Annotated in this window: 14 protein-coding genes; all 14 read left to right on the forward strand. The window is 58.7% G+C overall.

All coding sequences use genetic code 11. The annotated features are described in order from the left end of the window. Nucleotides 1-49 precede the first annotated feature (49 nt). The 14 genes from rfbB to J8I82_RS16110 all read left to right on the forward strand — a co-directional run bounded on the left by rfbB (nt 50) and on the right by J8I82_RS16110 (nt 14,114). A complete protein-coding gene (gene rfbB, locus J8I82_RS16045) occupies nt 50-1,114 on the forward strand; it encodes a dTDP-glucose 4,6-dehydratase (protein ID WP_209759123.1) in 1,065 nt (354 codons plus the stop codon). After that, nucleotides 1,104-2,021: a dTDP-4-dehydrorhamnose reductase gene (gene rfbD, locus J8I82_RS16050; protein ID WP_209759125.1), complete on the forward strand. Its 918-nt coding sequence runs from the start codon at nt 1,104-1,106 to the stop codon at nt 2,019-2,021. Before rfbB ends, rfbD begins: the two co-directional genes overlap by 11 nt. Before the next feature lie 8 nt (nt 2,022-2,029). Further along, nucleotides 2,030-2,908, forward strand: coding sequence for a glucose-1-phosphate thymidylyltransferase RfbA (gene rfbA, locus J8I82_RS16055; protein WP_209759127.1), 879 nt, complete (start codon nt 2,030-2,032; stop codon nt 2,906-2,908). Continuing rightward, nucleotides 2,908-3,471 (forward strand): dTDP-4-dehydrorhamnose 3,5-epimerase, encoded by a 564-nt coding sequence (gene rfbC, locus J8I82_RS16060; RefSeq protein WP_209759129.1) that lies wholly within the window; start codon nt 2,908-2,910, stop codon nt 3,469-3,471. Before rfbA ends, rfbC (J8I82_RS16060) begins: the two co-directional genes overlap by 1 nt. A 78-nt stretch (nt 3,472-3,549) precedes the next feature. After that, nucleotides 3,550-4,674, forward strand: a complete 1,125-nt coding sequence (locus J8I82_RS16065) for a glycosyltransferase family 4 protein (RefSeq protein ID WP_284183080.1) — start codon at nt 3,550-3,552, stop codon at nt 4,672-4,674. Between the two features lie 116 nt (nt 4,675-4,790). Beyond that, on the forward strand, nt 4,791-6,206 hold the full coding sequence (locus J8I82_RS16070) for a mannose-1-phosphate guanylyltransferase/mannose-6-phosphate isomerase (protein WP_209759131.1): 1,416 nt from the start codon (nt 4,791-4,793) through the stop codon (nt 6,204-6,206). Between the two features lie 14 nt (nt 6,207-6,220). Beyond that, nucleotides 6,221-7,351 (forward strand): GDP-mannose 4,6-dehydratase, encoded by a 1,131-nt coding sequence (gene gmd / locus J8I82_RS16075; RefSeq protein WP_209759133.1) that lies wholly within the window; start codon nt 6,221-6,223, stop codon nt 7,349-7,351. Nucleotides 7,352-7,357: 6 nt separating this feature from the next. Further along, entirely contained in the window at nt 7,358-8,293 is a 936-nt protein-coding gene (gene fcl, locus J8I82_RS16080; protein ID WP_209759135.1) for a GDP-L-fucose synthase, read from the forward strand. Nucleotides 8,294-8,343: 50 nt separating this feature from the next. Then, entirely contained in the window at nt 8,344-9,174 is an 831-nt protein-coding gene (locus tag J8I82_RS16085) for an ABC transporter permease (protein WP_209759137.1), read from the forward strand. Between the two features lie 3 nt (nt 9,175-9,177). Then, nucleotides 9,178-10,500, forward strand: a complete 1,323-nt coding sequence (locus J8I82_RS16090) for an ABC transporter ATP-binding protein (RefSeq protein WP_209759139.1) — start codon at nt 9,178-9,180, stop codon at nt 10,498-10,500. After that, nucleotides 10,497-11,264, forward strand: a complete 768-nt coding sequence (rfbF, locus tag J8I82_RS16095; RefSeq protein ID WP_209759142.1) for a glucose-1-phosphate cytidylyltransferase — start codon at nt 10,497-10,499, stop codon at nt 11,262-11,264. The genes J8I82_RS16090 and rfbF overlap by 4 nt, the downstream gene beginning before the upstream one ends. Beyond that, complete coding sequence (rfbG, locus tag J8I82_RS16100) at nt 11,261-12,340, forward strand: CDP-glucose 4,6-dehydratase (RefSeq protein WP_209759144.1); 1,080 nt, start codon at nt 11,261-11,263, stop codon at nt 12,338-12,340. The genes rfbF and rfbG overlap by 4 nt, the downstream gene beginning before the upstream one ends. After that, nucleotides 12,337-12,888 carry a dTDP-4-dehydrorhamnose 3,5-epimerase gene (gene rfbC / locus J8I82_RS16105; protein WP_209759146.1) on the forward strand — a complete coding sequence of 184 codons (552 nt, stop codon included), beginning with the start codon at nt 12,337-12,339 and terminating at the stop codon, nt 12,886-12,888. The genes rfbG and rfbC (J8I82_RS16105) overlap by 4 nt, the downstream gene beginning before the upstream one ends. Then, complete coding sequence (locus J8I82_RS16110) at nt 12,885-14,114, forward strand: class I SAM-dependent methyltransferase (protein WP_209759149.1); 1,230 nt, start codon at nt 12,885-12,887, stop codon at nt 14,112-14,114. The genes rfbC (J8I82_RS16105) and J8I82_RS16110 overlap by 4 nt, the downstream gene beginning before the upstream one ends. Nucleotides 14,115-14,122 lie beyond the last annotated feature (8 nt).

Below are 14,122 nucleotides of genomic sequence, written 5' to 3' on the forward strand. Positions count from 1 at the left end.
GGCTTTTGTCGGCTACTCGAAACATATCGAAGGCAGGGGAGCAAGCATTTTGTCGCACATTTTGGTCACGGGAGGTGCGGGGTTTATCGGCGCCAATTTTGTCCTTAGCTGGCTGGCCCAGCCTGAGGCAGACAGCCTTGTCAATGTTGACAAGCTGACGTATGCCGGGAATCTCAAGACGCTGGCCTCGCTGACCGGAGATCCGCGCCACGTCTTTGCCCAAGCAGATATTTGCGACCGTGCTGCCCTCGATCGCTTGCTGGCTGAATACAAGCCGCGTGCCGTCGTCCATTTCGCAGCGGAAAGCCACGTTGACCGCTCCATCCACGGTCCGGCGGAGTTCATCCAGACCAATGTCGTAGGGACCTTTACGCTATTGGAGGCCGTGCGCGCCTACTGGAGCAGTCTTGATAAGGGCGACCAAGCCCGGTTCCGCTTCTTGCATGTGTCCACGGACGAAGTGTTCGGATCCTTGGGGCCGCAGGATCCCCAGTTTTCCGAAACGACGCCGTACGCACCAAACAGCCCTTACTCCGCGTCGAAGGCAGCTTCCGACCATCTCGTCCGCGCCTATCACCACACTTACGGGTTGCCAGTCGTAACCACGAATTGCTCCAACAACTACGGCCCCTATCACTTCCCTGAGAAGCTGATCCCGCTGATGATCACCAACGCGCTGGCGGGCAAGGGCTTGCCTGTGTATGGCGACGGGCAGAATGTGCGCGACTGGCTTTACGTCGGGGATCACTGCAGCGCCATTCGCGAAGTGCTTGCTCGAGGCCGGCTCGGGGAAACTTACAACGTTGGCGGCTGGAACGAAAAGACGAACCTTGAGGTGGTGCATACCTTGTGCGATCTGCTCGACGAGCTGAAGCCCAAGGCGGCTGGCTCTTATCGCGATCAGATCACGTTCGTCAAGGACCGGCCGGGCCATGACCGTCGCTATGCAATCGACGCCCGCAAGCTAGAGCGCGAACTGGACTGGGTACCTGCTCAGACGTTTGAATCAGGCTTGCGCAAGACCGTGCTGTGGTACCTCGAGAACCAGGCATGGGTACAGGATGTGATTTCCGGTGAATATCGGACCTGGGTGGCCAAGCAATATGCTGCATAAGCGACCTGAGGCGCCGAGCATTCTTGTAACGGGAAGCAACGGGCAAATCGGTTTCGAGTTGCGGCGCAGCTTGGCCACGTTGGGCCAGGTGTTTGCCCTGGATCACGCTGCATGTGACCTCGGCGCGCCGGATATTGTACGTGCCGTGGTGCGCCGGCTACGGCCTGACGTGATAGTCAATGCGGCGGCCTATACCGCGGTGGATCAGGCCGAGTCCGAGAGCGAGTTGGCCTTTGCGGTCAATGGTGTTGCTCCCGGTGTCCTAGCCGAGGAAGCATGCTCGCTGGGCAGCCTGTTGGTCCACTATTCGACAGATTACGTCTTTGCCGGCTCCCACGACACACCGCACGTGGAGACCGACGAAGTCGGACCGCTGTCTGTGTACGGCAAGAGCAAACTCGCGGGTGAGCGGGCCATTGCCGGCACGAATGCTTCGGCAATAGTGTTGCGCACCTGCTGGGTTGCCGGCGCGCACGGCACCAATTTTGCGCGCACAATCCTTGAGCAGGGACGCGAGCGCGATACGTTGCGGGTGGTGAACGACCAGTTCGGCGCGCCCACAACGGCGTCGCTGATTGCCGACGTGACGGCACGCATCATCGACCGGGCGTGGATCCACGGAAGCCGCGCCGAGTTTCCGTCGGGCATTTACCACCTGGCAGCCGCAGGCGCGACATCGTGGCATGGCTATGCCACCGAAGTGTTGCGCTACGCGGCGCGCAAAGGCGTAGTACTGCGAGTTGATCCGGATCGAATCGAGGCGATCCCTGCCATGGCGCTTCCACGTGCCGCGCAGCGGCCCTCAAATTCGCGCCTGAATACACGCAAGCTGCGCGACACGTTCGACATTCACCTTCCGGAGTGGCAGGCGGGCGTTCATTACCTCATCGATCAGATTCTTTCCTGATACTACCCATGCGCAAAGGAATTATTCTGGCCGGGGGCTCCGGCACGCGTCTCTACCCGATCACGCGATCGGTCTCGAAGCAACTGCTGCCGGTATACGACAAGCCGATGATCTACTACCCGCTGTCGACGCTGATGCTGGCGGGTATTCGCGACATCCTCATCATCTCCACGCCGGAAGACACGCCACGCTTTACCGAGATGCTCGGGGACGGCTCCAGATGGGGTCTCAATCTCCAGTACGCGGTCCAGCCGTCGCCAGATGGCCTGGCACAGGCCTTCATCATTGGTCGCGACTTCGTGGGGAACGATCCGTCGACGCTGATTCTGGGCGACAACATTTTTCATGGTCATGCCCTGATCCGGCAATTGAAGGATGTGTCGTCGCGGCAGTCGGGCGCTACTGTGTTTGCGTATCACGTGCACGACCCGGAGCGTTATGGCGTGGTCGAGTTCGACGACGAATTCCGTGCCATCTCGCTGGAGGAAAAGCCCGTCGAACCCCGTTCCAACTACGCGGTCACCGGACTGTACTTCTACGATAACCAGGTTTGCGATATCGCGGCCGATATTTGCCCGTCGCCGCGCGGTGAACTGGAGATTACTGACGTCAACAAGTGCTATCTCGAGATGGCACAACTCGACGTGGAAGTCCTGGGCCGCGGCTATGCCTGGCTGGATACGGGCACCTATGACTCTTTGCTGGAGGCAGCAAGTTTCATTGCCACTGTGCAGAAGCGGCAAGGACTGATGGTTGCGTGCCCGGAGGAGATTGCTTTCCGAAACAAGTGGATTGGCGCGGAAGCAGTCGAGCAGATGGCCAATTCCCTGGCGAAAAACTCGTATGGCCAGTATCTGCACAGCCTGCTCGCGGAGAGGTACAGGTAATGGCACAGCAGTCAGGCCTGACGGCTACGCCTACCTGGATTCCCGATGTGCTGGTCCTTGAACCCTGCGTGTTCAGGGACCAACGCGGTCACTTCCTGGAAAGCTTCAACGAGCGCGTCTTCGAGCGCGCAACCGGTATTCGCCGGAAGTTCGTCCAGGACAATGAATCCAGGTCCGTGCGCAACGTGCTCAGGGGACTGCACTATCAATCCCGCAAGCCGCAAGGCAAGCTGGTGCATGTAATAGCCGGGGAGATATTGGATGTTGCGGTGGACCTGCGCAAGGCTTCGCCGACATTTGGAAAGTGGGTGGGTGTCACATTGTCGGCGCTGAATTTCCGCCAGCTCTGGATTCCGGAGGGCTTCGCGCACGGCTTCATGGTAACGTCCGACTATGCCGACGTGCTGTACAAGATGACGGACTATTATGATCCGGAGTACGAACGTGCGATTGCATGGAACGATCCTGATATCGGCATAGTCTGGCCAGCGACCGAAAACCTCATCCTGCACGATCGTGATGCCGCGGCACCGTTGCTGCGCGATGTCGTGAGTCCTTACTAAGGTGACGTCGTGACGCAAGATTGCCTGCGACAACCCGGCGATGGACATCGATCACTTGCGCATGGAGCGACTCGTGACGTGCAGGCGCGCCGCGTCATCCTGTTCTGCGCCAACACGGCCTGGTCGATGTACCGCTTCCGCCGGGGCCTGCTTGCCGCGCTGATCCGCGACGGTTACGAAGTTCATGTGGTCGCACCTGAGGACCCCGAGGTTGCCGCGCTTAAGGCAATGGGGTGTGTCGTCCATACGATGACGATGTCCGCCCAGGGGCGCAATCCTTTCCAGGACATCGGGCTGGTCGCCAGGCTTCTGGCACTCTATCGACGTGTCAAGCCGGCGCTGATTTTTCACTACACCATCAAGCCGAACATTTATGGCTCGATGGCCGCGCGTCTGGCAGGCATCCGCTCGATAGCGGTCACGACCGGACTGGGATACGTTTTCATCAACAAGGGTATGGTGTCGATCGTCAGCAAAATGCTGTATCGCATCGCGCTACGGTTTTCGGGCCAGGTCTGGTTCCTCAACCAGGATGACCGTCTGGCCTTTGTATCGGCAGGCCTCGTGGACGGCAAGAAGTGCACCGTCCTGCCGGGCGAGGGAATCGATCTTGAATTCTATGCTCCGATGGCCGGGGCAAATGAAACCGCGCCTGTTCAGGTCTGTTTCGTCCTGATCGCCCGAATGCTGTGGGATAAGGGCGTCGGCGAATATGTAGACGCTGCACGTGCGTTGAAGGCCAAGTACAACCATGTGCGATTTCAGATGGTGGGCCCAGCGGGTGGAGACAGTCCCAGCGCGATCCCGCAAAGCCAGGTCGATGCGTGGATAAGAGAAGGCATAGTCGAATACCTAGGCACCGTCAGGGATATTCGCCCGGTTATTGGTGCGGCAAGTTGTGTGGTGTTGCCCTCCTATCGCGAGGGCATTCCCCGAGCACTGCTCGAAGCCGCCGCCATGGAGCGGCCGGTGGTAGCAACTGCGGTGCCGGGGTGCATGGATGTAGTCGATCACGAAGAGACTGGATTGCTGTGCCGGGAACGGGACGCTCGAGACCTCGCCGCGAAAATGGAGGCGATGGTACAGCGCGACCAGGAAGGATGGCGTCGGATGGGTGCCGCGGCACGTGCCAAGATGCAATCGAATTTCGACGAGAAATTTATCATTGAGCATTATCGGAATGTGATCCATGCGCTGGTCTAGGGCAAAGCGCGCGACGGGCATGCCCGTGCGCCGTATGACCGCGAATTTCACTAGTGGAATGGCATGGACACATGTTGGATTTGGATACTAGCCGGACACCGGAGCTTGCAACCTCTATGATTTTTGTTCCTGTGATTCTCTCGGGTGGAGCGGGTACCAGACTTTGGCCGGTGTCCCGAGAGCTTCATCCCAAGCCCTTTCTTCGGCTCTCTGGGACGCATAGCCTTTTGCAGAAGACATTCCTGCGGGCGGCGGCATTGCCCGACGTCAGTGAAGTACTGACGGTGACCAACCGTGAACTGTTCTTCAAGACCGAGGATGAGTATCGCGAGGTGAATGACTCCGGCATTGCCACGTCATATCTGCTCGAACCGTTTGGGCGGAATACCGCTGCCGCTATTGCAGCCGCGGCGATTGACGTCGCCGAGCGTCATGGCGACGATGCGACGCTGCTGATCCTGGCGGCCGACCATGTCATCAAGGATCAGGCTGCGTTTGCCAGTGCCATTGCGCAGGCCCGTTTGCTGGCGGATCGTGGGCACCTCGTTACGCTGGGAATCCAGCCGGAGGGTCCTGAGACCGGCTATGGCTACATTGAGGCCGATGGCTCGACGGTGTGTCGCTTTGTCGAGAAGCCATCGCTGGAAAAGGCTACAGAGTATTGCGCAAGCGGCCGATATTTCTGGAACGCGGGCATCTTTTGCTTTCGCGCTGGCACCGTCCTGTCTGAGCTTGAAAAGCATGCCCCAGACGTGCTGGAAGCGATGCGGACCTGCATGTCAGCTTCACAGCAATTGCGCGGGGACAAGCGGGTCCAGCGTACTTTGGACCCGCACACCTTCGAGCCGACGCCGAATATTTCGATCGACTACGCATTGATGGAGAAGTCATCCGTCGTTGCGGTGGTGCCTTGCGAAATCGGCTGGAGCGACGTGGGGTCATGGTCAGCCATCAGCGATATGACCGATGCGGATTCGTGCGGCAACAAGGTCGAAGGCGAGGCGCTGCTTCACGATTCGGCGAATTGCTATGTGCGAAGCGAAGACCGGCTGGTCACCCTGGTCGGCACCAATGACCTGATCGTGGTTGACACGGCCGATGCCTTGCTGGTTGCCGACAAGGCGCGAGCGCAGGAGGTAAAGGAAATTGTTCGCCAGTTGAACTCCCAGGGCCACGCGGCAAGCAAGATCCACCGCAAGGTGCATCGTCCTTGGGGCACATACACGGTGCTCGAAGGTGGAACGCGCTTCAAGATCAAGCGCATCGAAGTCAAGCCGGGTGCGTCCCTGTCGCTACAGATGCATTACCACCGCAGCGAGCACTGGATCGTGGTAAGCGGCATGGCGAAGGTCGTCAATGGCGAAAAGGAATTGCTGGTCAATACCAACGAGTCCACCTACATTCCGGCCGGCAACCGCCATCGGCTTGAGAACCCCGGCAAATTGCCGCTAGTCATGATCGAAGTCCAGTGCGGAGACTATCTCGAAGAAGACGATATCGTCCGCTTCGAGGACTCCTATGGCAGAACCTAAGAACAGGATACGCAATGAAGAAGGTCGCGCTTATTACGGGCATTACCGGTCAGGATGGTGCCTACCTCGCAGAGTTTCTGCTGGACAAGGGTTACGAAGTGCATGGCATCAAGCGCCGTGCTTCGCTCTTCAACACCGATCGTATCGACCATCTGTATCAGGACCCGCATATCGATCACCGCAATTTCATCCTGCATTACGGTGATCTGACCGATTCGACGAACCTGATCCGGATCATCCAGCAGGTTCAGCCTGACGAGCTTTACAACCTCGGTGCGCAATCGCACGTGGCGGTGTCGTTTGACAGCCCGGAATACACGGCCAATAGCGATGCGCTGGGTGCGTTGCGCCTGCTCGAGGCGATCCGCATCCTCGGCCTGGAAAAGAAGACGCGTTTTTACCAGGCCTCCACGTCTGAACTGTATGGCCTCGTGCAGGAGATTCCCCAAAAGGAAACCACGCCTTTCTATCCGCGCTCGCCGTACGCCGTAGCCAAGCTCTATGGCTACTGGATTACTGTCAACTACCGCGAGTCGTACGGCATGTATGCCTGCAATGGCATCCTGTTCAACCACGAGTCGCCGCTGCGTGGCGAGACCTTTGTCACTCGTAAGATCACTCGCGCCATCAGCCGTATTGCACTGGGTTTGCAGGACTGCTTGTACCTGGGCAACCTGAACAGCCTGCGCGACTGGGGGCATGCCCGGGACTACGTAGAAATGCAGTGGATGATGCTCCAGCAACAGACGCCGGAAGACTTCGTCATCGCAACGGGCGTTCAATACTCGGTGCGGGATTTCGTGCGTACTGCCGCAGCCGAGCTGGGTGTCGGTGTTCGCTTCGAGGGCGAGGGCGTCAATGAAATCGGCATCGTCGACAGCGTGGACGCGCAAAAGGCGAGCGCCGCGGGCCTGAAGGTGGCCGTAGGCCAGGAGATTGTCCGAGTCGATCCGCGCTATTTCCGCCCAGCGGAAGTGGAGACGCTGCTGGGTGATCCCACCAAGGCCCGCGAAAAACTTGGCTGGACACCGCGTACAAGCTTTGCGGAATTGGTGTGTGAAATGGTGGAGGCCGATTTCGACCTGGCGCGCCGCGACAGCCTGGTCAAGGAAGCTGGCTTCAAGGCATTCAACTACCACGAGTAAGACGCCATGAATCCTCAAGCCAAAATCTATGTGGCGGGGCACCGCGGCCTGGCAGGCTCGGCCATTGTGCGTCGCCTGCGCGCGAGCGGCTATGACAACCTGGTGCAACGTACCCATGCGGAGCTGGACCTGACCGATCAGGCTGCCGTGGACAGCTTCTTCGCGAGCGAACGGCCCGATTATGTGTTCCTTGCTGCTGCCAAGGTGGGCGGAATCCACGCCAATAACGCATATCCGGCCGAATTCATTCGAGACAACCTGGCGATTCAGACCAACGTCATCCATTCGGCGTGGACGCATGGCGCGCGCAAGCTGCTTTTTCTCGGTTCGTCGTGCATATACCCGAAGTTGGCCCCGCAGCCGATGCCGGAAAGCTGCCTGCTGACTGGTGAGCTCGAGCCGACCAATGAGTGGTATGCCATCGCCAAGATTGCCGGCATCAAGATGTGCCAGGCCTACCGCCGCCAGTACGGATTCGATGCGATCTCCTTGATGCCGACGAATCTGTACGGACCCGGCGACAACTTCGACCTGCAGAACTCGCATGTCCTGCCGGCATTGCTGCGCAAGTTTCATGAGGCGAGAGTGCGTGGGGACGAGGAGGTGGTGGTGTGGGGTACCGGCACGCCGCGTCGCGAGTTCATGCACGTGGACGATCTTGGCGCTGCCGCTGTTTTCCTGATGGAGACATATTCTGACGAGGCATTCGTCAACGTAGGGGTGGGCAGCGACGTGTCCATTCGTGAACTCGCCGATATCGTCAAGGAAGTTACCGGGTTCCAGGGCCGCATCGTCCAGGATCTGAGTAAGCCGGACGGTACGCCGCGCAAGTTGATGGACGTCGGCAGGCTGCATGGCCTTGGCTGGCAGGCACGCGTCGACCTTCGTGAAGGAGTCGCGCAAACCTACGCCTGGTTCGTCGAACACTACGGCAAGGCCTAATGCTGGCCGGGTACGCCCGGTTCGGCTCCCGACGCTGAAAAACGAGCAATATGAGTACGGTAGAAAACGTTACCTATCTTGAAAGCGGACGCGCTGCCAAGGATTACTGGCGGGATTTCTGGCGCCATCGCGAACTGCTGATGTTCATGGTTTGGCGCGACATTATTGTGCGCTACAAGCAGACCGTGGTGGGCACCAGCTGGGTGTTGATCCGGCCGTTCCTGACGATGCTGGTATTTACCTTTGTCTTTGGCAAAGTCGCGAATCTGGCGTCGGGCAACGTACCGTACTCGCTGGTCGTCTTTACTGGCCTGCTGCCGTGGTTCTTCTTTGCGAATGCCCTGAGTGAGTGCAGCAACAGTCTGGTTGGCAATTCGCACCTGATCTCGAAGATCTATTTTCCGCGGCTGATCGTGCCCGTAGGGTCGATCGCGGTGTCGATCGTGGACTTTCTGATCACGTTCGTACTGCTGTTCGTGGTGATGGCATGGCATCGCTTCCTGCCGCCCTGGCATATTGTGTTCGTACCGCTCTTTATCCTGTTGGCGATCCTGGTCTCGTTCGGGCTCGGCTTGTGGACCGCGGCGCTCAATGTGCGATTTCGCGATTTCCGCCACCTCATTCCCTTCGTGCTTCAGCTTGGCGTCTATGTTTCGCCCGTGGGCTACAGCAGCCAGATCCTCCCCGAAAAATGGAGACTGGTGTATTCGCTGAATCCCATGGTCGGGGTAATCGACGGCTTCCGCTGGGCGATACTTGGTGGTGAATACACACTCTACTGGCCCGGGCTGCTGGTGTCCGCGGTAACAAGCGTGACGCTGGTCGCGACAGGCATCTGGTATTTCCGCAAAACGGAATCCACATTTGCGGATGTGATTTGAACCATGACTATTGCAATACACGTCGAAAACGTCTCCAAGTGCTACACGATTGCGCACCAGCGCACGAATCGCGATGAGTCGCTGCGTGTGGCGCTCGAGCGCAGCGTGCGCGCCATCGGCGCACGAATGCTGGGGCGCAACGGAAAGACGTCGGTTCTGCTGCCGGATAGCGAAGTCGAGCCAACCGAAGACTTCTATGCCTTGAACAACATCTCGTTCGAGGTGAAGACGGGCGAGCGCGTGGGCATCATCGGTGCCAATGGCGCCGGCAAATCGACGCTGCTGAAAATCCTTAGTCGTATTACCGAACCGACCAGGGGACGCATCACGATCCGCGGCCGGGTTTCCAGCCTGCTGGAGGTTGGCACCGGGTTTCATCCGGAGCTGACAGGGCGCGAGAACATCTTCCTGAACGGTGCGATCCTGGGCATGCCTCGCAGCGAAATCCGGAAGAAGTTCGACGAGATTGTCGACTTCTCGGAAGTTGAGCGGTTCCTGGATACGCCGGTCAAACACTATTCGAGTGGCATGTATGTTCGGCTGGCGTTTTCCGTATCAGCTCACCTCGATCCGGAGGTACTGATTCTCGATGAGGTTCTAGCTGTCGGTGACGCACGCTTTCAGAAGAAGTGCATGAACAAGATGCGCCGGTTCAGTGAGGATGGTCGCACGATTTTGTTCGTAAGCCATAGCGCTGCGGCGATCAGCCAGTTTTGCAGCACGGCAATTTATCTTGAAAAAGGGCGAATCAAGCAGATGGGGCCTGCTCAGGAGGTTGTCGAAGAGTACACGCAGCAAAGTACTTCGGGCATGGAGGAAGCCGGGCCCGAACTTGTTGGCAGCCGAGTCCTGGAGCAGCCAGCGGGAGATGAATTGGTGCAGATTGAGGCAATTGAAGTTGTGACGCCCGGAGAGCGTACCAATGGCACTGTGCCGATTGATGCTCCGGTTTCAATCCGACTATCGTTTCGCGTTCTTGAGAAATCGGAACACATATTGGTTCCCAATCTTCACGTGCGCACGATCGATGGTACGTACGTTTCGGTCGTCACGCCTCCCAGTAGCGAGGTTCGCCCACTAGATCCGGGCACTTATTTTGCGGATTGCACGCTGCCGGCAAACTTGCTCAATAACGGAGTATTTACCGTCCAGGCTGCCATCACGTCGTTCAATTGCGGACAGACGGTACATGCGAACTTGCCGAATGCGCTGACTTTTGAGGTGGTCGACGATCTTTCGGATGTGTCTTATCGCAACGGTTATTTGCAGGCGATTCCAGGCGTCGTCCGCCCCCGCCTGCAATGGCACATCGGAGCATCGGCATGAAAGTCGTTATCCTGGCCGGCGGCCTGGGCACGCGTATCAGCGAGGAATCGCACCTGAAGCCGAAGCCCATGATTGAAATCGGCGGCAAGCCAATCCTGTGGCACATCATGAAAATCTATTCCCACTATGGGATCAACGACTTCGTGATCTGCCTTGGCTACAAGGGCTACGTCATCAAGGAGTACTTCGCCAATTACTTCCTGCACATGTCCAATGTGACATTTGACATGGCGCGCAATCACATGGAGGTGCACGAGCGCTATGCCGAGCCTTGGCGGGTGACGTTGATCGATACTGGAGCCGAGACATTGACCGGCGGGCGCCTGAAGCGCGTGCGCGACTATATCGGCGATGAGACGTTCTGCTTCACCTATGGTGATGGCGTTACCAACCTCGATATCGGCGCATTGATTGAATTTCACCGTGACCACGGCAAGCTGGCGACCGTGACGGCTATCCAGCCGCCCGGCCGTTATGGCGCGCTCAACCTGAACGGCGCCGCGGTCAGCAATTTCCAGGAGAAGCCTGCCGGCGACGGTGCGTGGATCAATGGCGGCTTTTTTGTACTCGAGCCGAAGGTGTTCGACTACATCGAGAGCGATCGAACCAGTTGGGAATCCACGCCGTTGCAACGGCTCGCCGGAGAGGGCGAGTTGATGGCATATCAGCACAGCGGGTTTTGGCAGGCCATGGATACCTTGCGGGACAAGAACCATTTGGAAGACCTGTGGGCGTCGAACCCGCCATGGAAGGTGTGGGCATGATCCAGTTTGGTGATGTCTATCGTGGCCGTCGTGTCCTGCTGACCGGGCATACGGGATTCAAGGGCAGCTGGCTGGCGCTATGGCTTTCGCGGCTTGGTGCGGACGTCACGGGCATTGCGCTGGCGCCGGAGACTGTCCCGAATCACTGGGACTTGCTCGGCCTGGACATGGCCTCTCACCTCATTGACATTCGCGACAAGGAAACTCTGGCGCGTGTGATTGCGCAAACGCAACCGGAACTCGTGCTTCACCTTGCGGCGCAGCCGTTGGTGCGGCGCTCCTATCGCGAACCCATCGACACCTGGGCAGTAAACGTAATGGGAACGGCTAATGTGCTCGAGTGCTGCAGGCAGATCTCGTCAGTGCGGGGCATTCTCGTCGTGACGTCAGACAAGTGCTACGAGAACCAGGAATGGGCGTGGGGCTATCGTGAAAATGACCGGTTGGGCGGCCACGACCCGTATAGTGCTTCGAAGGCAGCCACGGAACTGGTCGTTTCAAGCTACCGTGACTCATTCTTCCAAGCGGACGGAGTTGCTGCCCTGGCATCGGCGAGAGCCGGTAACGTGATCGGCGGCGGGGACTGGTCCGAAGATCGCCTGATTCCGGACATCGTCCGCGCCGTCGGTAATCATGCCGAGGTAGAGATCCGTTCGCCCCGCGCTACGCGCCCGTGGCAGCACGTGCTTGAGTCGCTAAGCGGTTACCTGTTGCTTGGCCAGCGTCTGCTAGGCGGGCAGAAAGATGTCGCAGCGGCATGGAATTTCGGGCCGGAAGCAGAAGGAAACCGTCCCGTGCAGGCTGTCATGGAACGCATTGCTGTGCTCTGGCCGGAGTTGCGTTGGCATGTCGCCCGCAATGACGGCGCGCATGAAGCACAGCTGCTTTACCTCGATAGCGCCAAGGCACGCGCAGGGCTGAACTGGCGTCCGGTATGGGGCTTCGACGCGGCGCTGGCGGCAACGGCGACGTGGTATCGGTCATTCCTGGCCGACGGCACAGTGCTTAGTGAGCATCAGTTGGACCAGTATGTACAGGCGGCTGGCAATGCTGGCGTGGCGTGGTGTCAGCCATGAATATCGAAGCGACATCGATCGATGGTGTGATGGTGGCGAGTGGCCAGGCTTTTTCAGATCACCGCGGTGCCTTTCAACGCCTTTACTGTGACAAAGAGCTGGCGGGCGTGCTGGGCAGCCGGCGCGTCGTGCAGGTCAATCACTCGCGAACCGTCCTGACAGGGGCTGTGCGCGGCATGCATTATCAGTTTCCTCCCCATGCAGAAATGAAGCTGGTGCGATGCCTGCGCGGCAGGGTGTGGGATGTGGCGGTCGACTTGCGCGAGGGATCACCCACGTTTTTGCACTGGCACGCCGTGGAACTGTCGCCACAGAATGGCCGGTTGCTGGTCATACCCGAGGGCTGCGCTCACGGTTTCCAGACGCTTGAGCCCGAATCAGAGCTCTTGTATCTGCATACCTCGCACTACGTGCCGCAGGCAGAGGGCGGTCTGCGCCATGACGATCCGCGCCTCGGTATCGATTGGCCGCTGCCTGTTGCCGATCTTTCGCAGCGCGACCGCTCGCATCCTCTTTTGACCAGCGAATTCTCCGGAATCAAGCTATGAAGTGCCGCCATTGCGCAAGTTCCCTGACCAACGTCTTTCTGGACCTTGGCTTTGCACCGCCCAGCAATGCTTACTTGAGCGAGGCTGCGCTTTGCGCGCCTGAAACGAGTTTTCCCCTGAAGCTGTTTGTCTGCAACCAGTGCGGCCTCGTTCAAACTGAGGATTACGCCAGCGCCGACCAGTTGTTCAGCGGTGACTATGCGTATTTTTCTTCTGTCTCCCGCAGCTGGCTTGCACATGCGGCAAACTATGCCGACATGATTACCGGCCAGCTGAAGCTGAACGACAGAAGCCTGGTGATCGAAGTCGCTGCCAATGACGGCTATCTGCTGCGCAATTTCGTGGCGGCGGGTATCCCCTGTCTGGGTATCGAGCCGACTGCAAGTACTGCTGAAGCCGCCGAGCAACTCGGCATCCCGGTGCTGCGCGAGTTCTTTGGCGCCGACGTTGCCCGTCAGCTGGCAGAGCAGGGACGGCGTGCTGATCTGATCATCGGCAATAATGTCTATGCGCATGTGCCGGATATCAATGACTTCACGACCGGCCTTAGGCTGGCGCTGAAGCCTGGCGGCACGATTACGCTGGAGTTTCCCCACTTGATGCGCCTGGTCGAGGAGGTGCAGTTCGACACGGTCTACCACGAGCATTTCTCGTACTTGTCTCTTGGTACCGTCGCCACGATCTTCCGGGCTGCGGGTTTGCGCATCTGCGATGTGGAGGAACTGCCCACGCATGGTGGCAGCCTGCGCATCTACGGTTGCCACGCTGATGACCCGCGGCAGGATACCGATGCGCCAGCTCGCATCCTTGCAGCGGAAGTCCATAGTGGCATCGATCAGTTCGGGGGTGAAGCCTACCGATCTTTTCAGGCTCGTGCCAACGTGGTCAAGGACGGCTTGCTGACTTTCCTAATCGAGCAAAAGCGAGCAGGCAAGAAGGTGGCCGCCTACGGGGCGGCCGCCAAGGGTAATACGCTGCTGAACTATGCCGGCGTCAAGCCGGACCTGTTGCCCTTCGTCTGTGATGCGGCACCGTCAAAGCAAGGCAAGTTCCTGCCGGGTAGCCACATACCGATCGTATCCCCCGACGCACTGGCGGAAGGAAAACCGGACATCGTACTGATCCTGCCGTGGAACATCGCTGGCGAAGTGGCCGGCCAGCTTGCGTTTATCCGCAACTGGGGCGGGCAGTTCGCGGTGGCGGTTCCTGCGATTCACGTTTTCTGAAAGGAATC

The organism is Cupriavidus consociatus, from assembly GCF_017814975.1.
Lineage (GTDB): Bacteria > Pseudomonadota > Gammaproteobacteria > Burkholderiales > Burkholderiaceae > Cupriavidus > Cupriavidus consociatus.

Excerpts from the sequence above, each read along its gene's own strand:
- rfbF (WP_209759142.1), top strand. The coding sequence starts at position 10,497 with ATGAAAGTCGTTATCCTGGCCGGCGGCCTGGGCACGCGTATCAGCGAG.
- J8I82_RS16110 (WP_209759149.1), top strand. The coding sequence starts at position 12,885 with ATGAAGTGCCGCCATTGCGCAAGTTCCCTGACCAACGTCTTTCTGGAC.
- J8I82_RS16085 (WP_209759137.1), top strand. The coding sequence starts at position 8,344 with ATGAGTACGGTAGAAAACGTTACCTATCTTGAAAGCGGACGCGCTGCC.
- rfbG (WP_209759144.1), top strand. The coding sequence starts at position 11,261 with ATGATCCAGTTTGGTGATGTCTATCGTGGCCGTCGTGTCCTGCTGACC.
- J8I82_RS16090 (WP_209759139.1), top strand. The coding sequence starts at position 9,178 with ATGACTATTGCAATACACGTCGAAAACGTCTCCAAGTGCTACACGATT.
- rfbC (WP_209759129.1), top strand. The coding sequence starts at position 2,908 with ATGGCACAGCAGTCAGGCCTGACGGCTACGCCTACCTGGATTCCCGAT.
- J8I82_RS16070 (WP_209759131.1), top strand. The coding sequence starts at position 4,791 with ATGATTTTTGTTCCTGTGATTCTCTCGGGTGGAGCGGGTACCAGACTT.
- fcl (WP_209759135.1), top strand. The coding sequence starts at position 7,358 with ATGAATCCTCAAGCCAAAATCTATGTGGCGGGGCACCGCGGCCTGGCA.
- rfbC (WP_209759146.1), top strand. The coding sequence starts at position 12,337 with ATGAATATCGAAGCGACATCGATCGATGGTGTGATGGTGGCGAGTGGC.
- rfbD (WP_209759125.1), top strand. The coding sequence starts at position 1,104 with ATGCTGCATAAGCGACCTGAGGCGCCGAGCATTCTTGTAACGGGAAGC.
- gmd (WP_209759133.1), top strand. The coding sequence starts at position 6,221 with ATGAAGAAGGTCGCGCTTATTACGGGCATTACCGGTCAGGATGGTGCC.
- rfbA (WP_209759127.1), top strand. The coding sequence starts at position 2,030 with ATGCGCAAAGGAATTATTCTGGCCGGGGGCTCCGGCACGCGTCTCTAC.